Below are 19,823 nucleotides of genomic sequence, written 5' to 3'. Positions count from 1 at the left end.
AGACTAAAAACGCAATTGAAAAAAGTAGTAATGCATCGTCTGTCGACAAGCAAGCAATAGTTATGCAGATGTTGCTGTGGCACGCGTTTTTGATGGCTTGAGCCGCTCCCTGATGTCCGTATACTGGCCGAAAAATCCCCGAGGCTGACGCTCAGGTTTTTCCCGGCCCGCGACCCGCTGCCGCGCCCCTGATGAGCCACAACAGCCCGTTTCAAAGGAAGGAACATGAAGCACATCGAAGCCAACTTCGACGGCCTGGTCGGCCCGACGCACAACTACGCTGGGCTGTCGTTCGGCAACGTCGCCTCCCAGAACAACGCCAACGCCCACTCCAACCCCAAGTCCGCAGCCCTGCAGGGGCTGGCCAAGATGAAGGCCCTGCACGACATGGGGATGACCCAGGGGGTGTTGGCCCCACAGCAGCGTCCGGATCTGGACACCCTGCGCCGGCTGGGCTTCGCCGGAACCGACGCCCAGGTGCTGGACAAAGCCTACCGGGAGGCCCCCGCCATCCTGTCGGCGGCTTACTCCGCCTCCAGCATGTGGACCGCCAACGCGGCCACCGTCTCCCCCAGTGCCGACAGCGCCGACGGCAAGGTGCACTTCACACCGGCCAACCTGGTGAACAAGTTCCATCGCTCCATCGAGCCAGAGGTGACCGGTCGCATTCTCCAGGCCACCTTTGCCGATGCGGCGCATTTTGCCCACCACCGCCACCTGCCGGAGCACGACCAGTTTGGCGATGAGGGCGCGGCCAACCACACCCGCTTGTGCCAGCAATACGGCGACGCCGGAGTGCAGCTGTTCGTGTATGGCCGCTACGGCTTCGACGCCAGCCAGCCGGCCCCCAAGCGCTACCCCGCCCGCCAGACCCGGGAAGCCAGCGAAGCGGTGGCTCGCCTGCACCGGCTGAACGAGGCCAACACCGTTTTCATCCAGCAAAACCCCGAGGTGATCGATCAGGGGGTGTTCCACAACGACGTCATCGCCGTGGGCAACCAGAACGTGCTCTTCTACCACCAGCAGGCGTTCTTGGATACCGAGCAGGCCCTGGCCGAAACCCGTCGCAAGTTTGGCGATCATCCGCTGCACTTTATCGAGGTGCCCACCGCCGAGGTGGCGGTGCAGGACGCGGTGAAAAGTTACCTGTTCAACACCCAGATCCTCACCCTGCCCGGCGGGGAGATGGCGATCATCGCCCCCACCGAGTGCCAGGAGAACCCGGCGGTGCACGCCTACCTGGAGAAACTGGTGACCCTGGGCACCCCCATCACCCAGGTGCACTACTTCGACGTCAAGCAGAGCATGCAAAACGGCGGCGGCCCCGCCTGTCTGCGTCTGCGGGTGGCCCTGTCCGCCCAGGAGAAAGCCGCGGTCAACCCCAACACCCTGATGAGCGACGCCAAGTACGCCGAGCTGACCGCCTGGGTTGAGAAGCACTACCGGGATCGTTTGAGCGCCGAGGACCTGCGGGACCCGCAGCTGGTGGTGGAGTCCCACCAGGCGCTGGATGAGCTGACTCACCTGCTGGGCCTTGGCAGCGTCTACCCCTTCCAACGCTGAGTCCGAACCGTTAAAAAAGGGCGCCCTGGGGCGCCCTTTTTGGTGTCCGTCGCCGCTTAGGGCACCGGGTCGATGCTGACCGCGTCGCTAGCAATGCTGCCGGCGGGGGTTTCCACCTCGATGCGAAGGGTGCCGTAGCCCTCCGAGGTGTCCACGCCCACGGAGTACTGGCCCTGGCCGCAGCTGCTGCGCAAGTCCACCAGCACCTCACCCTCGTTGGAGACATGGTAGGTGGCGGCGGAGGTGCTCTGCTTGGTGAAACCGGCTCGGCCCGCGGTTTTCAGCGGATCATCGGCGCTGAAGCTGATTTTGCTGCCGAAGGGCACCGGGTTGAGGGTGCCATCCTGGGCCACGTCCACCACGCAGGCCACCGCCGTGGCGGGTTCCTCGTAGCTGTTCGCCATCCAGTGAACCTGATTGACGTTATCCCAGCAGTCAAACCAGTTCAGGCCATCGCCATCCTCGTCCGCCACGTCGTAATGGCAGAAGTAGGCAAAGGGGCTGACCCCGGACATCACAATCACCCCGGAGGCGTTGACGTCCACCAGCTCCTGACTGCAGTCGCCGTTGGCCAGCGCCGCGTCCTGGCAGAGGATGCCGTTGTACTGGCCATCGACGTCGTCGAAGGCGCCGTTCTGGTTGCGGTCGATCAGCTGCTCCACCGCATCGAAATTGCCGTCCTCGTTCTCGTCCACGAAGGCTTCGTGCTCGTCGAAGCGACCGTCGAACTCGCCGGCATCAAACAGGCCGTTACCGTTCTGGTCGACAAAGGACTCCTCCCCCTCGGCAAAGGCCAGCACCGTCACCCGCGCATTGTCGGGGCGGAAATCCTGGGAGACCCACTCCACGCTGCAGCCGCCATTCTGGATCAGGCAACGGGAGCCGATGGAGCCACCCTCGGTAATGAAGGAGATGGCGGTGCCGTCCGGCACCGGGTTGTTAAAGTGATCCGCCGCCAGCAGGTTGACCGACACCTTGACGCCGTCATAGGACCAGGCCTCCGGGTTGTGCACCGAGAAGCTCAAGGAGAAGCTGTCCTTGTCCGGCAAGCCTGTGCCCACGCTCAGCTCACGGGAGACGCTGGCGATCACCGGGCTGCTGTCCATCACCTCGGCCTGGACCCGCACCGAGCCGGGCAGGTTGCCGGAGCGCAAGGTGGTGGAGACCTCACCGTCGCTGTTGCTGCGGGCCACTGTGGTGTTCATGGACACCTTGTCGGCGCCGCTGGCCAGGCTGAAGCTGACGTCCACCCCCTGCTTGGCCCGACCGGACTCGTCCAGCACCTGGAACATCAACACGGAGCTGGTGTTGCCACCGGTGCCGTCAAGCTGCAGGTAATCGGGGGTCGCGGAGAGGTACTGGATGCTGGCCACCGGGGTGGTGGCCAGGGCCACGGTGATGCTGTCGGTGGCCACGTCAGTACCCAGGGTCAAGGTGGCGGTGATCTGATCCTGCTGGTCGCAGCCGGCGGGTTTGTAGGTCGCCACCGCTTGGCCGTCGTTGGCCATCACCACAGTGTCGATCTCCGCCTGGCCGGCCAGGCTGCAGGTGGAGGAGAAGTTGACCTGCACCGGCTCCCGGTAGGGCTGACCGTCCACCGCCAGATCCGCGGTGACCGCCAGGGTGGAGCCGTCCGCCAGGGACTCCCCATCCCCCAGGGTGCTGCTGAGGCTCAGGGCCACCTCGATGGCGTTGATCTCGGCAAAGAGGCTGGCGGTGGTGTCGGCGTACTGGCCGGAGACGGTGACGATCCCCTCCCCGTCGTTGGCCATCAGGCGCAAAAGGGCGGTGCCGTCACTGCCGGTCAGCACCCGGCCATCCGAGGGGATCAGCGCCCCTTTGTCGGAGGCCACCTCCACCAGTTCACCGGTAACGCTGGTGCCGTCCCGCTTGGCCGAAACCTTTAGCATCGCCGGCTTCTGGGCGTCGAACTGGTTGGTCTGGGTACAGCCATCGAGGGTGGTGGCGTTGGCGTCAGGGCAGGACCACATGGTCAGCCCCAGGGTGTGAACCGCGTCGGCGGGCGGGTTGGTGGGATCCACCGGACTCGGATCGGGGTTACTGCCCCCCTCCAGAGTGCCCCCACCACTGCACCCAGTCATCATCCCTAACGCGCTCGCGCAAATAAACAGCAGGTGATTTAGCCGCATTGCAAACATCCTGTAAAAGTTGAGTGACGATCCGCTTTCTTATTGATTACCTTAACACTAACCAAAGATAACCCCTGCACAACCATTTGTTTACCATTACCGCCAAATAATCACTTTTGAGTCCAATTCTCTACCTCAGCCCCCTTTTTTGTGTCCTAAGGTTCCTGATAGGCTATCGGCGACCATAAAAACGATAAAATCTGTAAAGGAAGTTACATGTCTGCTAAAGCAACTGGGAAAATGGGCCTAACGGCCAAGATCCTGCTGGCCATGGTGGCCGGTCTGGTGGTTGGTCTGGCCCTTCGTCTCCTGTTTCCGGGCAGCGCCATTGTCGAGGATGTCTTTACCAACGGCATCTTCAACGTCATCGGCGCCCTTTTCGTGTCGGCCCTGCGGATGCTGGTCGTCCCGCTGGTCTTCATCTCGCTGGTGTGCGGTACCGCCACCCTGTCCGAACCGTCCAAGCTCGGTCGCCTTGGCGGCAAGACCCTGGCGCTCTACCTGTTCACCACTGCCGTGGCCATCTCCCTGGCCCTGGGTGCCGCTCTGCTGATCCAGCCGGGTGACGCCACCATGCAGGCGGCGAACATGTCCTTCGACGCCAAGGAAGCCCCCTCACTGAGCGACGTGATCATCGGCCTGGTGCCCAACAACCCCATCAACGCGATGGTGGAAGGCAACATGCTGCAGATCATCGTGTTCGCCATCCTGTTCGGCTTCTCCATCGCCCACATCGGTGAGCGTGGTGAGCGCCTGCGTCAGCTGTTCATCGACCTGAACGAAGTGATGATGAAGCTGGTGACCCTGGTGATGGCCATCGCCCCCATCGGTGTCTTCGGCCTGATCGCCAAGCTCAGCCTGACCCTGGGAATGGAAACCTTCGGCTCCGTGGTGAAGTACTTCTTCCTGGTGCTCGGTGTGCTGCTGCTCCACGCCCTGGTGGTCTACCCCCTGCTGGTAAGCACCCTGAGTGGGCTCAACCCGATGACCTTCCTGAAGAAGATGCGCAGCGTTCAGCTGTTCGCCTTCTCCACCGCCAGCTCCGCCGCGACCCTGCCGATCTCCATTGAGAACGCCAACTACCGTCTGGGGGTCAACAACCGGGTCAGCTCCTTCACCCTGCCCCTGGGCGCCACCGTCAACATGGACGGCACCGCCATCATGCAGGGTGTGGCCACGGTGTTCATCGCCCAGGTGTTCGGCATCGACCTGAGCGTCACCGACATGCTGATGGTGATCCTGACCGCGACCCTGGCGTCCATCGGCACCGCCGGTGTGCCCGGTGTGGGCCTGATCATGCTGGCCATGGTGCTGCAGCAGGTGGGTCTGCCGGTAGAAGGGATCGCCCTGATCCTGGGTGTCGACCGTCTGCTGGACATGGTGCGCACCGCGGTCAACGTGACCGGCGACGCCGCCGTCTCCGTGGTGGTGGCCTCCTCCGAAGGCGACTTCTCCCGCGAGGTCTACGACGACCCCATGGCGGGCCAGAGCAAGCTGGATATGGACGCGGTACCCCACGTCCGCCAGTAACCCTCAGTCAATGGAAAAGGCGAGCCTCAGGGCTCGCCTTTTTTTATCCCCGCTTTCCCCGACTGCACCTCGCCCTTGGAGGGTTCATACGCCGTGGCACCGCTGAGCCCCTTGGCCCGTAACGAACCCAGTGAGCCAAACCCAGCCTGCAGACTGACCGAGCCCTTCCGGCGTGGGACACCGGGCACTTAGGGGCCGCGGACACAAAAAAGCCGGCCACAGGGGCCGGCTTTAGAGGGAAGAGAAGACTTAGCCCAGGGGGCGGCGCCCCAGCTCCGCCAGCTTCAGGCTGCCCCGTTCGATGGCACTTTCTGCCGCCCGGCCAAAGCGCTTGGCCAGATTCTTCTTCTCCTCGTACTGCAGCTGCAGGATCTCTTTGTCCTGGGCCATCAGGTAGTCGTCCGATGTCTGGATGGCGTCCACCAGTCCCAGTTCCTGGGCCTGCAGACCAAACCAGTGCTCCCCGGTGGCCACCTTGGCCAGGTCCAGCTCAGGCCGGTAGCGCTGCACAAAGGCCTTGAACAGCTCGTGGGTCTGCTCCAGCTCCTCCTTGAACTTCTCCCGCCCGGCATCGTCGTTCTCACCGAACAGGGTCAGGGTGCGCTTAAACTCTCCGGCGGTGTGCTGCTCAAAGTCGATGTCGTGCTTTTTCAGGAGCTTATTAAAGTTGGGCACCTGGGCGATGACGCCGATGGAGCCGACGATGGCAAAGGGGGCCGCCAGGATCTTATCCGCCACACAGGCCATCATGTAGCCCCCGGAGGCGGCCACCTTGTCGACGCTGATGGTCAGGGGGATCTGGGCCTGGCGCAGGCGATCCAGTTGACTGGCGGCCAGTCCGTAGGCGTGCACCATGCCGCCGCCGCTCTCCACCCGCACCAGCACCTCGTCTTTCGCCTCAGCCACCGTCAACACCGCGGAGATCTCCTCCCGCAGTTGGGCCACCTGGGCGGCGTCGATGCCGGCCTTGAAATCGATAAGGAAAAGGCGGCCTTCCCGCGCTTCATCCTTGCTCTGCTTCTCCTTGGCCTTGAGTTCAGCCTTGCGGGCCTTCTCCCGGGCCTTCCACTGGGACTCGCTGAGCAGCTCGTTGGCCAGCTTGTCCTCGTACTGCTCGAAGCGGTCCGTCAGGTTGTGGATTTTCAGCTCCCCTTTCTGACCCTTACCGGCGCGGTTCGCCGCGGCCGCGGCCACGATGATGGCCACCACCGCCGCCACCAGGGTGACCGCCTTGGCCAAAAACAGGCCGTACTCGTATAGAAACTCCAAGGTCTTCTCCCATAAAGGTATTTGGCCCTAGTGTAACCAGCTCTGGGGCACACAAAAAGGCCCGGCGGTTGCCGGGCCTTGGATTTCAGCGGGTCAGTCCCTACTGGGGACAGGCGCCGCCCTTGATGAGGCAGCCGTCACCGATGGTGATGGTCCGGCCCTGGGTCAGGGCGTGGTCCGCCACCTGGGTCTGCATCTCTGCGGTCGCCGCATCCGGCGAGATCAGGGAGCTGTGGGCACCGATGCGGAAGCGCACGGCACCGCTGACCCGACCGGCGGAGTCGGAGGTGGTCTGGGTGATGCCCGGCAGGCCCAGGGCGCTGATCAGCGGCTCGGTACCGGAGAGCGGGAAGCCTTCCACCGTCGGGGGCAGGACCAGATCCGGCGGGTTGCTGCCACCCTCATCCAGGTTGCCCACCACCTCAATCAGGTGCACCGGGGTGGTGTCCTTGGCCATACCGAGGATCCCGGCGTGGTTGATGGGATCCATGGACTCGATGGCGGTTTGCACCGCGAAGGCGAAGGGCGGGATCACCTCGCTGTTCACCTGCTCCACCACCGCCGCACACTCGGGGCTGTCGATGATGCCGCCGGTGTCCGGATCGATGCACTGGGGCGCCAGTTCACCCACCAAAGTCACCATCAGGATGGGATTGAAGGTGGGGGAGCCGACGAAGGTACCGGCCAGGCCACCGGCCGGGGCCACCAGGGAGACGTTGCTCAGCGCATAGGGGTTGGGGCCCAGCTCCGGGTTCCACAGGGTGGTGTAGGCGCTGGCGGAGGTGCCGATGATGCCACCGAGGCTCAGACCCTGCAGGCTCACCTTCTCCATGTCGAACAGCGGCATCTGACCGGCTTCCACCTGGGCCATGGTCAGACCGGTGAGGGCCAGACGCAGCCCCAGGTTATCGACAATGCCCTGACGGAAGTTGTCGCGGGTGGTCAGGGTGCTGGCGATGTTGACGAAGGCCAGGGGGTTGCCGTTTTGGAAGGCGTCGGTGCCCAGCAGGTCGCCCACGCTGGGATCCGTGGCGCTGATCTCGTAGATGCCGTCACCGTTAAGATCCACCGAACGGGCGCCGTGCAGCGGCATGTCGATGGCGACGGTGGCGATCCCCTTGGCGGCGTAGGTGCCGGCCACGATGAGGTTAGTCTCCTTCACCCCGCCAAGACCGTGCAGCCCCAGGGCCACCGGCCAGCCCATAACGGGCGGCGTCCAGGGCGCGCCCTGGGCTTCGTAGAAGGCGGCCACGCGGGCGGCGTCCGGAATGGTCAGCTGCACCGGAATGGTGACCCGCTCAGTGGGGGCCGGAACCGGGTTGAAGCGGGTGATGTGACGCACCGGATCCACCGGGGAGCCGTCATCATAGACGAAGCTGGCGCCCACCAGAACGCTGGGATCGGTCAGGGCTTCATTGGGGTCAATGCCCTGGGCCACCGCTTGAGTGATAAAGCTTTCCTGGCTCAGCAGGCCGCCCTGCACCGCCTGCAGTACCGACACCGGGCTGTCACCCAGGGCCAGCCAGCGACCGTTGATGTCGCCGCCGTTGGCCAGGCTCGGCATCGCCTGGTAGTAGGGCAGGGTCAGCTCGGCGCTGTACATGTCCGCCAGGTCGGCGATGATGCAGGTGAAGTCTGTCGGGTCACAATCCGGCAGGCCATCGCCGTCCAGATCGCCGCCCTTGAGGCCCAGGGCCTCGGCCACGGTGGCGATGCCAAACTGCGGCATGCCCGGGACGCGGTACACCGGCATCAGGTTGTCAAAGCCGGGCTGGAAGGGGGCGTGAGCCGGATCCGGCGAAACCATCAGCTGGCTCAGGGTGGCGACGGAGTCCACCACCGATTGGGTGGTGAACACCCCGGTGTAGGTGATGGTTTCCGGGTCCACCGAGTGGGCCGCGGCCAGGGAGTTCTCGTAGTTGTTCACCAGACCCTGCAGCAGCAGCTGGTCCGGGGTCACCAGGGGTGAGGTGTTGATGTCGAGCTTCAGCAGCTCGTAGGTGGTCGAGGGCATCACCATCTGGCCCTCGGAGTCCATGATCTGGGTGGTGGTGATCACCGCGTAGCTGGACACGGGCATCAGGGGCTTGATGGGCACCACGTTGATGCTGTTTCCGCTGGGCACGGTGACAAAGTCCTCGCCGAACATCAGCTCCTCGCCCACCTGGCAGATGCTCAGGGAGGGCAGTTCCTGACAGTCGCTGACCGGGGAGAGGGGGCCACCGAGCACCACTTCAAACACCCGGACGGAACCGGGGGCGCTGGCGGAGCCCGGGTCCAGGCTGATGTCGCTCTGGCCGGGGATCATCTCGATGCTGATGGGCTGCGTAGTAGACCAGCCGTCAAGAGCCCCAAGGGCGATCTGCGGATCGGTGTAGTCACCGCTTTCGGCTTCCCCGGGGATCACCAGGGTGCCATCGAAGGTGCCGGAGAAGAGGAGATCGTTCGGCAGAGGCACTACGCCCGCACCGGGATCAAACGCGATACGTGAAAAGGCCACCGGTGTCGGTGTGTTCTCGACGGTTTCCTGATAGCTGTCGCCGCTACACCCAGCCAACCCAAGGGCTGACGTCACAGCAGCGCTGAGCAACAATCGTTTCATTGGCTCTCCCCATTCCTTTGCTTTTATTTTGTCTTCCGGACCACTTTTGGTCACAATGTGGGCCTGCAATGTCGGGCAGGATCACACCTCCGACACCGGGCAACACTAGCCAAAGTAACGCAAAATCCTATGGTTAGCTACACTTTTGCAACCTTGCCGCAGCACAACAAACGACGACGAACAACCATTTGTTTAAAACAACAGTTTAACTTTGCGGCAACCCCCGCACACCGGGGCTTGTGGCGTTTGAATTGAGTCACAGCATGTTGGAATATTCAGCGAAATCGGATCTTCTTCAGAACAAAGTCATCCTGGTGACCGGCGCCGGCGACGGCATCGGCCGGGAAGCGGCCCAGCAGTACGCCGCCCACGGGGCCACCGTCATCCTGTTGGGGCGCACCGTTAAGAAACTCGAAGCGGTCTACGACGCCATCGTGGCCGCCGGTGGCCCGGAGCCGGCCATCGTGCCCCTGGACGCCATGGGCGCCACCGAGCAGAACTACCAGGACCTGGCGGAAACCATCGAGCAGCAGTTCGGTCGTCTGGACGGCCTGTTGCACAACGCCGCGGTGCTCGGCGCCCTCTCCCCCTTCGAACAGCTTGGCAAAGCGATGTTCGACGAGGTAATGCAGGTGAACGTTACCGCCCAGTTCCTGCTGACCAAGGCACTGCTGCCGGTGCTGAAAAAGGCCCCCTCCGGCTCCATCGTCTTCACCTCCTCCGGGGTGGGTCGCAAGGGCCGCGCCTTCTGGGGGGCCTACGCCATCTCCAAGTTTGCCACCGAGGGCATGATGGAAACCCTGGCGGACGAGCTCAGCGGCTCCAGTGTCCGGGCCAACTGCATCAACCCCGGCGCCACCCGCACCGGCATGCGCGCTACCGCCTTCCCGGCGGAGGATCCCCAGTCCCTGCGTACCCCCACGGATCTGATGCCCACCTACCTCTACCTGATGGGCGACGACAGCCTGGAGGTCAACGGCCAGAGCCTGGACGCCCAGCCCAAGCGCTGATCCCGTCCCACGATCAAAAAAGGGCACCCTGGGGTGCCCTTTTTGCGTCCTAAAGCCGACTTACTTGCGCGGCCCCTTCTGCTGGGGACGGCTGCGGTGCTTGCTGACCGCGCGGCGGATCTTACTGGTTTTCAGGGACTTCTGGCGGCGAGCCCCCAGTTTGTCCTGGGCCAGCAGGGTGCGGGTTTCCCGCGGCAACTCCACCAGCTCCCGCAGGTAGTTCACCTGCTCCAGGGGCAGCTCAATCCAGCCCCCCCGGGGCAGGCCCTTGGGCAGGGTGATGTCGCCGTAACGGATCCGCATCAGGCGGCTGACCTGCACCTCCTGGCTCTCCCACAGGCGGCGCACTTCACGGTTGCGCCCCTCACTCAGCACCCCGTGGTACCAGGTGTTGAGCCCTTCACCACCGGCGGGGACCAGACGCTTGAACTTGGCCATGCCGTCTTCCAGCTGCACGCCGGTGCGCAGGTTCTTCAGCATCCCCTCGCTGACTTCGCCAAACACCCGGATGGCGTACTCCCGCTCCACCTCTTTGGAGGGGTGCATCAGCCGGTTGGCCAGCTCCCCGTCGGTGGTGAACAGCAGAAGACCGGAGGTGTTGATGTCCAGTCGGCCCACCGCCACCCAGCGGCTGTCGCGAACCCGGGGCAGGCGGTCAAACACCGTGGGCCGCCCCTGGGGATCGGAGCGGGAGCACAGCTCCCCCTCGGGCTTGTAGTAAGCCAGCACCCGGCAGATCACCTCCTCTTCCGCCTTGAGGGAGACCGAGTGGCCATCGATGCGGACCTTGATGTCCGCGTTGCCGTCGACCCGGTCACCCAGTTTGGCCACGTGGCCATCGACGCTGACGCGCCCGGCGGCAATCATGGCCTCGATCTCACGACGGGAGCCATGGCCTGCTCGGGCCAATACTTTCTGCAATTTTTCGCTCATTCAGGTCTTCTTTAATGTACGTGTGGCTCAGCCTCAATCTGGCCGGCGCTGAGCAGGGCATCCAGGGCGCCCTCCTCGTCCAGCGGCGGCAGACTGGCCAGGCTGTCCAAACAAAAGTAGTGCAAAAACGTGTCGGTGGTCGCATAGAGGGCGGGCCGTCCCGGCACCTCCTTATGACCCACCACCTTGATCCATCCCCGGTCCTGCAGGGTGCGCATGATGTTGGCACTCACCGACACCCCGCGCACCTTCTCGATCTGCCCCCGGGTGACCGGCTGGCGATAGGCGATGAGCGCCAGGGTCTCCAACAGGGCCCGGGAGTACCGGGGCGCCCGCTCCTGCCACAAGTGGCCGAGGAAGGGGCTCAGGCTCTCCAGGGTCTGGAAGCGGTAGCCGCCACCGACCCGGACCAGCTGGATCCCCCGGGGGCGGTAATCCAGCTCCAGTTCATCCAGCATCTCGTTGATGCGGCCGGTGGAGACCGCAAACTCCGACAGCACCGTCTCCTTGAGGCCCTTGGCGCTTAAGGGGGCGTCGGCCACGAAAAGCGCCGCTTCGATGATCTGCTTGAGTTGTTCGTCACTGACCCGGCTCACGCCCTCGCCCTCACATGGATCTGGCTGCCCGGGGCCGCCTGCTGAAGTTCAATCAACTGTTCCTTGGTCAGCTCCAGGATCGCCAGGAAACTGACCACCACCCCGGCCCGCCCCTCTTCGGGGGTGAACAGGGCATCGAAGGGGGTAAACGCCTCCGGGCTCAGCATTTCCAGGATGCGGCTCATCCGCTCCCGGGTGGAGAGCACCTCCCGCTCGATGTGGTGATGCTCGAAAAACTCCGAGCGCTGCAACACCCCGCGCAGGGCGAGGATCAGCTCATCCAGTTCCACCTCCGGCGGCACCACCACGGGCACCAGTTCGGCGGCCCTCTGCGCCCGGGCCCGCCAGATGTCGCGCTCCTCCCGGGGGCGTTCGTCCAGCTCGCTGGCGGCGTGTTTGATCACCTCGTAGGCCTGAAGCTGCTTGATCAGCAGCGCCCGGGGATCCTCCTCCTCCTCGCCCTCCTCCTGCTGGCGGGGCAGCAGCAGTCGGGATTTGATCTCCGCCAGCGTGGCGGCCATCACCAGGTACTCCGCCGCCAGCTCGAACTTCATGGTCTCCATCAGGCCGATGTAGTCCATGTACTGGCGGGTGATGGTGACCACCGGCAGATCCAGGATGTCGAGCTTCTGCTTGCGGATGAGGTAGAGCAGCAGATCCAGCGGCCCCTCAAACGCCTCCAGGAACACTTCCAGCGCTTCCGGGGGGATGAAGAGATCCGCCGGCAGCTGCAGCACCGGTTCGCCACGCACCACCGCCAGGGGCAGCGGCTGTTGGATCTGGGGCGAGGGGTCCATCATCTTCCCGGACAAAAACGCGACATTATAGGGGGCCGTCCTTGCAATGTCAGGGCTTATTCAAAGGGAGTGGGATCGCCGCCGCCCACCCGCAGCACCTCACCGTCACCCTCGGAGAAATCCACCACCGTGGTGGGGCTCTCCCCCAGGTATCCGCCGTGGAGGATGAGATCCACCTGGTGCTCCAGTTTGTCGCGGATCTCGTCCGGGTCCGACTCCGCCAGAGTCTCCCCGGGGAGGATCAGCGAGGTGGACATCAGCGGCTCCCCCAGCGCTTCGAGCAGCGCCAGGGCGATGTTGTTCTGCGGCACCCGGATGCCGATGGTCTTGCGCTTGGCGTTCAGCAGCCGACGCGGCACCTCTTTGGTGCCCTTGAAGATAAAGGTGTAGGGGCCGGGGGTGTTGTTCTTGAGCAACCGAAAGGCGGCGTTGTCCACCCGGGCGTAGAGCGACAGCTCGGACAGGTCGCGGCACATCAGGGTGAAGTTGTGCCGCTCATCCAACCGTCGGATGCGGCAGATCCGCTCCAGGGCCGACTTGTCACCGATGTGGCAGCCCAGGGCGTAGCCGGAATCGGTGGGATAGACTATGACGCCGCCTTTGTGGATCATCGCCACCGCCTGGTTGATCAGTCGGGACTGGGGGGTCTCCGGGTGCAGGTAGAAAAACTGGCTCATCTGTGTCCTCAGGTCCAACCGAAGTGATGCCAGACCCCGGTCTGCTCGGGGCGCTGCAGTCCGCGCCCCAGCTCAATCCAGCGACCGGGCTGGTGAAAATCGGAGCCGGCGGAGATCAGCAGCTGGTGCTCCTCGGCCAGGCTCAGCAGGAAGCGGCGCTGATCCGGCGATTGCTGGCAGCCCAGGGCTTCCATCGCCATCCCGTCCGCTTCCACAAAGCTTCCCAATAATTTACGCAACCACTTGTTGGAAAGCGAATATTTCCCTGGGTGGGCCAGAACGGAAACACCGCCGGCCCGGTGAATGGCGGCCACCGCCTCAGCAATAGTGCACCAGGGGGTGGCGACGTAGGCGCTCTGCCCCTTGCCCAGGTACTTGTCGAACGCCGCCTGGGTGTGGCGCACCAGACCCTGCTCCACCAGCAGCCGGGCAAAGTGGCCCCGTCCCAGGGTGCCCGTTCCGCAGAGCGCCTTCGCTCGGGCGTAAGCGTCCTCAATGCCCCGCTTGGCCAGCTTGTCACCGATGGCCCGGGCGCGAGCTTCCCGGCTGGCCTGTTGCTGGGCCAGCAGCGTGCTCAGTGCGTCCGACTCGGGGTCAAACCCCAGCCCGACCACGTGGATCTCGAAGCTGTGCCAGCGGGTGGAGATCTCCACGCCGTTGACCAGCTGGATCCCCTGACGGTCCGCCTCGCTGCGGGCCTCCGCCAGGCCATCGGTGGTGTCGTGGTCGGTGATGGCCAGGATGGCCACCTGCTGCAGCGCGGCCCGCTGCACCAGTTCGGTGGGGGTCAAAGTGCCGTCGGAGGCACGGGTGTGACAGTGAAGATCGATTTTCATGGGGCTCCCGGATTCAGGGGGCCATTGTACTGCACCGGCAAGCGAATGTCCGGTGGTGCAAAATTCGCCCTTGACACCCCGGGGCCCGACTCGGTAGCCTTGCGCTGTAAAGTCAAAACGTCAACTTACAGGTACAGGTTTACAGCATGACACACCGTTCCGCTCAGCACATTGCATGGTGGTGGCGCTCCCAAACATAGCGGGGGTGCAAACAGCTGTACCTAGAGAAAAAACCAAATTTTCAAAACCCGCTTTCGACCCAACGAAAGCGGGTTTTTTCATGTCTTGGGGAAAAACGAACATGATCATCATCTTGAAGCCCGGCGTCAGCGAACAGGACGCCAAGGAACTGGTCCACAAAATCGAGTCCACCGGCCTGAAGCCCCTCTACATGCCCGGGGTGGAGCGCACCGTACTGGGCGCCATCGGCGACGAGCGGGTGCTGCAGTCCCTGCGCCTGGACAGCGACCCCCGGGTGGATGAGATCAAGCCCATCCTCTCCAAGTACAAGCTGGTCTCCCGGGAGCTCAACCCGGTGGACAGTCATGTGATGCTGGGCAACCAGGTGGTGGGGGGTGGCCGCTTCACGGTGATCGCCGGCCCCTGCGGCGTGGAGAGCCGGGAGCAGCTGCTGAGTGTGGCCGAGATGGTCCGCGGTCACGGGGTCACCGCCCTGCGCGGCGGCGCCTTCAAGCCACGCACCAGCCCCTACAGCTTCCAGGGCCTGGGAGAGGAGGGCCTCAAGCTGCTTAAGGAGGCCAACGCTGAGACTGGCCTGCCCACGGTCTCCGAGGTGGTGGACGCCGCCGACGCCGAGCTGATGGCCCAGTACGTGGACTGCCTGCAGATCGGCGCCCGCAACATGCAAAACTTCCGCCTGCTCGAAGCGGTGGGCAAACTGGGGCTGCCGGTGCTGCTCAAGCGGGGCATGAGCGCCACCATCGAGGAGCTTTTGCTCGCCGCCGAGTACATCGTCAATGCGGGCAACCCCAATGTTATCCTGTGCGAGCGCGGGATCCGCACCTTCGAAACCGCCACCCGCAACACCCTGGACTTGAACGCCGTGGCCTATCTTAAGCGCAAGACCCATCTTCCGGTGCTGGTGGATCCCAGCCACGGCACCGGTGTGCGGGAGCTGATCGCCCCCCTCTCTTACGCCAGTGCGGCGGTGGGAGCGGACGGCATCATCGTTGAGGCCCACATGAAGCCGGCGGAGGCCCTCTCCGACGGTCACCAGGCGCTCAACGCCGAGCAGTTTGCCGATCTGATGACCGGCCTGCGTCCCTTTGTCGAAGCGGCAGGAAAACAACTGTGAATGTGCCATTGTCCGCGGGCCAGGCCCGCACCCTGACCACCGCGGCCCGCTACCACAGCGAGCCGGCCCAGGTGTTCCAGGCCCTGTGTGGCCAGCGTCCCCACACCCTGCTGCTGGAGTCGGCGGAGATCGACTCCAAGGCGGGACTAAAAAGCCTGCTGCTGGTGGACGCCGCCCTGTCGCTGCGCTGCACCGGCCGCACCGTCACCCTGACCGCCCTGTCGGTCAACGGTGAGCACCTGCTGCCCTACCTGGCCGAGCAGCTGGCGGAGTTTGCCCCCGAATCGGCCGAGCGGTCCCTGACCGTTACCCTGCCCACTCTGCCGGCGGGACTGGACGAGGACAGCCGCCTTAAGGCCCCCTCCCCCCTGACCGTGCTGCGCACCGTCCAGCAGTCGATCCGCTCCGACGACGCGCTGGCGGAATCGGTGCTGCTGGTGGGCAGCTTTGCCTTCGATCTGGTGGCCAGCGTCGAGCCCCTGCCGGCGGTGAAGGACGGCGCCAACACCTGTCCCGATTACCTGTTCTACCTGTCGGAGACCGCCCTGGTGCTGGATCACCAGAACCGCACCGCGCGACTGATCGGCTCGGTGTTCGGCGGCGAGCGCGCCGACGAGGTGGCCAACGACAAGCGACAGCGCCTCGGCGCCCTGGTCAACCGCCTGGAGCAGCCCCTGGCGCCACTGCCGGTGGAGACCCCCCAGGCCCACCCGGTGAGCGTCAACCAGAGCGACGCCGAGTTTCGTGCCGTGGTGGAGGATCTTAAGGAGCACGTGCGCGCCGGTGACATCTTCCAGGTGGTGCCCGCCCGCCGCTTCTCCCTGCCCTGCCCCTCCCCCCTGGCCGCCTACGGCCGGCTGCGTACCCTGAACCCCAGCCCCTACATGTTCTTTATGCAGGCGGAGGGCTTTACCCTGTTCGGCGCCTCGCCGGAGAGCGCCCTGAAGTACGACCGGCTCACCAACCAGGTGGAGATCTACCCCATCGCCGGCACCCGCAAGCGGGGCAAGAAGGCGGACGGCAGCATCGACCACGATCTGGACAGCCGCATCGAGCTCGGCCTGCGCCAGGACCAGAAGGAGCTGTCGGAGCACCTGATGCTGGTGGACCTGGCCCGCAATGACGTGGCCCGGATCAGCCAGCCCGGCACCCGCAAGGTGGCGGATCTTTTAAAGGTGGACCGCTACAGCCACGTGATGCACCTGGTCTCCCGGGTCACCGGCCAACTGCGGGATGACCTGGACGCCCTGCACGCCTACCAGGCCTGCATGAACATGGGCACCCTTACCGGCGCCCCCAAGGTCAAGGCCGCCCAACTGCTGCGCCAGGCCGAGGGCGAGCGTCGCGGCAGTTACGGCGGGGCCGTGGGCTACCTTAACGGTCGCGGCGACATGGACACCTGCATCGTCATCCGCTCCGCCCTGGTGGCAGAGGGTGTGGCCCACGTTCAGGCCGGCGCCGGGGTGGTGTACGACTCCGATCCCCAGGCGGAAGCCGACGAAACCCGCAACAAGGCGCAGGCGGTACTGCGTGCCATTGGAGGTGACGCATGACCCCGGTAACCCTGCTGGACAACTTCGACTCCTTCACCTGGAACCTGGTGGACCAGTTCCGCGCCGGTGGCCACCCGGTCACCGTCTACCGCAACGACATCGACGCCGCTGTGCTGGCGGACAAGCTACTGAACCAGGACGACAGTGGCGTGCTGGTGCTCTCCCCCGGCCCCGGCGCCCCCCACGAAGCCGGTTGCATGATGGCGCTGCTGGAGAAGCTGGCCGGTCGCCTGCCGATCCTCGGGATCTGCCTGGGCCACCAGGCGCTGATTGAGCACTACGGCGGCAAAGTGGGCCGAGCCGAGCAGGTGATGCACGGCAAGGCCAGCGCCATGACCCACGACGGCTCGGCGCTCTTTGCCGGCCTGCCCAACCCCCTGAGCGTGGCCCGCTACCACTCCCTGGTAGGCCATCGGATCCCCGAGGCCCTGCGCGTGCCCGCCACCGTGGACGGTATGGCAATGGCGGTGGTGCACCCGGAGCACCGGGCGGTGGGCTACCAGTTCCACCCCGAATCCATACTGACGGAGCAGGGCGCCACCCTGCTGACCCAGACCCTAGAGCTTTTGACCCAGGACACCCCCCTATGCTGACCCCGATCCAAAAAATGATGGCGCAACTGTTCGATGGCCAACCCCTGAACCGCTACCAGGCCAAGACCCTGTTTGGCTACATCGTCACCGGCCAGGTCAGTGAGGTGGAGCTGGCCTGCATCCTCACCGCCATGAAGCTGCGCGGCGAAAGCATCGAGGAGATCGCCGGGGCCGCTGAGGCCCTGCGGGCCGCCGCCAAGCCCTTCCCCCGTCCCGAGGGCGACCTTATCGACATCGTCGGTACCGGGGGAGACGGCGCCAACACCATCAACATCTCCACCACCGCCACCTTCGTGGCCGCCGCCGCCGGCGCCAAGGTGGCCAAACACGGCAGCCGCAGCGTCTCCTCCAAATCCGGCGCCTCGGATCTGCTGACCCAGTTCGGCGTCAACCTGACCATGAGCCCCGAGCAGTCCGCCCAGTGCCTGGACAGCCTGGGGGTCACCTTCCTATTCGCCCCCCATTACCACGCCGGCATGCGCCACGCGGTGCCGGTGCGTCAGGTGATGAAGACCCGCACCCTGTTCAACCTGCTGGGCCCCCTTATCAACCCGGCCCGCCCCAACCAGATGCTGCTGGGGGTCTACGACGCCGCCCTGGTGCGTCCCATCGCCGAGGTGATCCAGGCGCTGGGGGTGGAGCGCGCCCTGGTGGTGCACGGTTCCGGGCTCGATGAGCTGGCGATCCACGGCGACACCCTGGCGGTGGAGCTCAAAGAGGGCACCCTGACCGAGCAGCGCTACACCCCGGAGGACCTGGGAGTCCAGCGCTTCGAACTCTCCGCCATCCGCGGCGGTGAGCCGGAGGAGAACAGGGCTATCTCCGAAGCCCTGCTGGGCGGCGGTGGCACCGAAGCCCAGCGCGCGGCGGTGGCGGTCAACGCTGGGGCCGCTCTCTACCTGGCCGGCCAGACGGACAGCCTGCGCGGCGGCACCGAGCTGGCCCTGGCCACCCTGGACAGCGGCAAGGGGCTTCAGCTGCTGAGCGCCTTCGCGGAGGCCAGCCAATGAGTGTCACCGGCGTTCAACACACCGACACCGTGCTGGATCGCATCGTCGCCACCAAACCGGCGCAGATCGCCCGGTTGAGCGAGCGCTACGGTGAGATGCTTGAGACGCGAGCGGCCCCCTCGGAGCGCAGCCTGTTCGAGGCCCTGAAGGCGAAGCCCACCGGCTTCATCCTCGAGTGTAAGAAAGCCAGCCCCTCCAAGGGCCTGATCCGCGCCGACTTTGATCCGGTGGCCATCGGCACCGTCTATGACCGCTACGCCGCCGGCATCTCGGTGCTCACCGATGAGGAGTTCTTCCAGGGGGACTTCGAGTACCTCAAGGCGGTGCGCGAGGCGGTCTCGGTACCGGTGCTGTGCAAGGATTTCATCATCGACGTCCGCCAGCTGCGCCTGGCACGCCATCTGGGGGCCGACGCTGCCCTGCTGATGCTCTCGGTGCTGGACGACACCCTCTACCGCACCCTGGCCGAGGAAGCGGATGCCCTGGGTCTGGACGTGCTGACCGAGGTGAGCAACCAGGCGGAGATGACCCGGGCCATCGCCCTGGGGGCCAAGATCATCGGCATCAACAACCGCGACCTGCGGGATCTCTCCATCGATCTGGCCACCACCGAGCGCCTGGCCGGTCAGGTGCCGGACGACCGGGTGGTGATCAGCGAGTCCGGGATCTACACCCACGCCCAGGTGCGCCGCCTGGCTCCCCACGCCGACGCCTTCCTGGTGGGCTCCAGCCTGACCGAGCAGGACAACGTCGACCTGGCCTGTCGCCAGCTTATCTTTGGCCCGGTCAAGGTGTGCGGCCTGACCCGCCCCGAGGACGCCCAGGCGGTGGCCCAGGCCGGTGGCAGCTACGGCGGGCTCATCTTCGCCGCCAAGTCCCCCCGCTGCGTCACCCCTGAGCAGGCCGATACGGTGCGCGCCGCGGCGGATCTGCGCTACGTGGGGGTGTTCGTCAACGACACCATCGAGCGGGTGGCCCAGCTGGCCCAGCGCCTGGATCTTTTCGCAGTGCAGCTGCACGGCAGCGAAGATGAGGCCTACGTCGAGGCACTGCGCCGCCAGATCGGCGAGACTCAGATCTGGAAAGCGGTCAAACCCGACGGCAGCCACAGTGTGCGCAACGCCGATCGCATCCTGTTCGACAGCGCCAAAGCGGGCCAGTTTGGCGGCACCGGCAGCGTGTTCGACTGGACCCTGGTGGGCAGCGAACGGGCCGAGGCGATGCTGGCCGGGGGCCTGGGGCCCGATAACGTGGCCGACGCGGCCCAGGCCGGCTTCTACGGCCTGGACCTGAACTCCGGCGTCGAGCAATCCGCGGGCATCAAGGATGCCGACAAGATCCAATCCTGCCTGGCGGCGGTACGACAGTACTGAGCCGGGCAACAGTGAA

General features: G+C 65.0%; 16 protein-coding genes. 8 read left to right on the top strand and 8 right to left on the bottom strand.

Going from position 1 to position 19,823, the window contains the following annotated elements; all coding sequences use genetic code 11:
- Nucleotides 1-225: 225 nt before the first annotated feature.
- Nucleotides 226-1,563 carry an N-succinylarginine dihydrolase gene (gene astB, locus KUV81_RS17295; protein ID WP_222545137.1) on the top strand — a complete coding sequence of 446 codons (1,338 nt, stop codon included), beginning with the start codon at nt 226-228 and terminating at the stop codon, nt 1,561-1,563.
- A 56-nt stretch (nt 1,564-1,619) separates the two neighbouring features.
- On the opposite strand, the gene KUV81_RS17290 is transcribed toward astB, so the two are convergent.
- Nucleotides 1,620-3,668, bottom strand: a complete 2,049-nt coding sequence (locus tag KUV81_RS17290; protein WP_222545136.1) for a hypothetical protein — start codon at nt 3,666-3,668, stop codon at nt 1,620-1,622.
- Nucleotides 3,669-3,929: 261 nt separating this feature from the next.
- On the opposite strand from KUV81_RS17290, the gene KUV81_RS17285 reads away from it, so the two are divergent.
- Nucleotides 3,930-5,243, top strand: a complete 1,314-nt coding sequence (locus KUV81_RS17285) for a dicarboxylate/amino acid:cation symporter (protein ID WP_222545135.1) — start codon at nt 3,930-3,932, stop codon at nt 5,241-5,243.
- A 249-nt stretch (nt 5,244-5,492) separates the two neighbouring features.
- Here the strand turns inward: KUV81_RS17285 and sohB are convergent, their stop codons facing one another.
- Complete coding sequence (gene sohB, locus KUV81_RS17280; protein WP_222545134.1) at nt 5,493-6,512, bottom strand: protease SohB; 1,020 nt, start codon at nt 6,510-6,512, stop codon at nt 5,493-5,495.
- A 100-nt stretch (nt 6,513-6,612) separates the two neighbouring features.
- A complete protein-coding gene (locus KUV81_RS17275; protein WP_222545133.1) occupies nt 6,613-9,114 on the bottom strand; it encodes a VolA/Pla-1 family phospholipase in 2,502 nt (833 codons plus the stop codon).
- Between the two features lie 263 nt (nt 9,115-9,377).
- Here KUV81_RS17275 and KUV81_RS17270 point away from each other — a divergent pair, with 263 nt between their 5' ends.
- Entirely contained in the window at nt 9,378-10,124 is a 747-nt protein-coding gene (locus KUV81_RS17270) for a YciK family oxidoreductase (protein WP_222545132.1), read from the top strand.
- Nucleotides 10,125-10,184: 60 nt separating this feature from the next.
- Here KUV81_RS17270 and rluB read toward each other — a convergent pair whose 3' ends face one another.
- Genes rluB through KUV81_RS17245 form a run of 5 tightly spaced genes read right to left on the bottom strand, consistent with a single transcriptional unit; the run spans nt 10,185 to nt 13,963 of the window.
- Entirely contained in the window at nt 10,185-11,057 is an 873-nt protein-coding gene (gene rluB, locus KUV81_RS17265; protein ID WP_222545131.1) for a 23S rRNA pseudouridine(2605) synthase RluB, read from the bottom strand.
- A gap of 11 nt (nt 11,058-11,068) precedes the next feature.
- The gene (gene scpB / locus KUV81_RS17260) at nt 11,069-11,653 is read right to left on the bottom strand and encodes an SMC-Scp complex subunit ScpB (RefSeq protein WP_222545130.1); all 585 of its coding nucleotides are present in this window, start codon (nt 11,651-11,653) and stop codon (nt 11,069-11,071) included.
- Nucleotides 11,650-12,450 (bottom strand): segregation and condensation protein A, encoded by an 801-nt coding sequence (locus KUV81_RS17255; RefSeq protein WP_222545129.1) that lies wholly within the window; start codon nt 12,448-12,450, stop codon nt 11,650-11,652. The genes scpB and KUV81_RS17255 overlap by 4 nt, the downstream gene beginning before the upstream one ends.
- Nucleotides 12,451-12,506: 56 nt before the next feature.
- Nucleotides 12,507-13,127, bottom strand: coding sequence for an L-threonylcarbamoyladenylate synthase (locus KUV81_RS17250; protein ID WP_222545128.1), 621 nt, complete (start codon nt 13,125-13,127; stop codon nt 12,507-12,509).
- Between the two features lie 8 nt (nt 13,128-13,135).
- Nucleotides 13,136-13,963, bottom strand: coding sequence for a PHP domain-containing protein (locus tag KUV81_RS17245; RefSeq protein WP_222545127.1), 828 nt, complete (start codon nt 13,961-13,963; stop codon nt 13,136-13,138).
- Nucleotides 13,964-14,264: 301 nt separating this feature from the next.
- Here KUV81_RS17245 and aroF point away from each other — a divergent pair, with 301 nt between their 5' ends.
- From aroF to trpCF, 5 genes are read left to right on the top strand one after another with little or no spacing between them, the layout of a single operon-like run.
- Nucleotides 14,265-15,278, top strand: coding sequence for a 3-deoxy-7-phosphoheptulonate synthase (aroF, locus tag KUV81_RS17240; RefSeq protein ID WP_222545126.1), 1,014 nt, complete (start codon nt 14,265-14,267; stop codon nt 15,276-15,278).
- Entirely contained in the window at nt 15,275-16,831 is a 1,557-nt protein-coding gene (locus KUV81_RS17235) for an anthranilate synthase component 1 (protein WP_222545125.1), read from the top strand. Before aroF ends, KUV81_RS17235 begins: the two co-directional genes overlap by 4 nt.
- Nucleotides 16,828-17,424: an aminodeoxychorismate/anthranilate synthase component II gene (locus KUV81_RS17230; RefSeq protein WP_222545124.1), complete on the top strand. Its 597-nt coding sequence runs from the start codon at nt 16,828-16,830 to the stop codon at nt 17,422-17,424. The genes KUV81_RS17235 and KUV81_RS17230 overlap by 4 nt, the downstream gene beginning before the upstream one ends.
- The gene (gene trpD / locus KUV81_RS17225) at nt 17,418-18,434 is read left to right on the top strand and encodes an anthranilate phosphoribosyltransferase (protein ID WP_222545123.1); all 1,017 of its coding nucleotides are present in this window, start codon (nt 17,418-17,420) and stop codon (nt 18,432-18,434) included. The genes KUV81_RS17230 and trpD overlap by 7 nt, the downstream gene beginning before the upstream one ends.
- A complete protein-coding gene (gene trpCF, locus KUV81_RS17220; protein WP_222545122.1) occupies nt 18,431-19,807 on the top strand; it encodes a bifunctional indole-3-glycerol-phosphate synthase TrpC/phosphoribosylanthranilate isomerase TrpF in 1,377 nt (458 codons plus the stop codon). Before trpD ends, trpCF begins: the two co-directional genes overlap by 4 nt.
- Nucleotides 19,808-19,823 lie beyond the last annotated feature (16 nt).

It is taken from the genome of Ferrimonas balearica, from assembly GCF_019802085.1.
GTDB lineage: Bacteria > Pseudomonadota > Gammaproteobacteria > Enterobacterales > Shewanellaceae > Ferrimonas > Ferrimonas balearica_B.
Note: the sequence above shows the minus strand (reverse complement) of the source record. Positions and strands in the feature narration are given on the sequence as shown.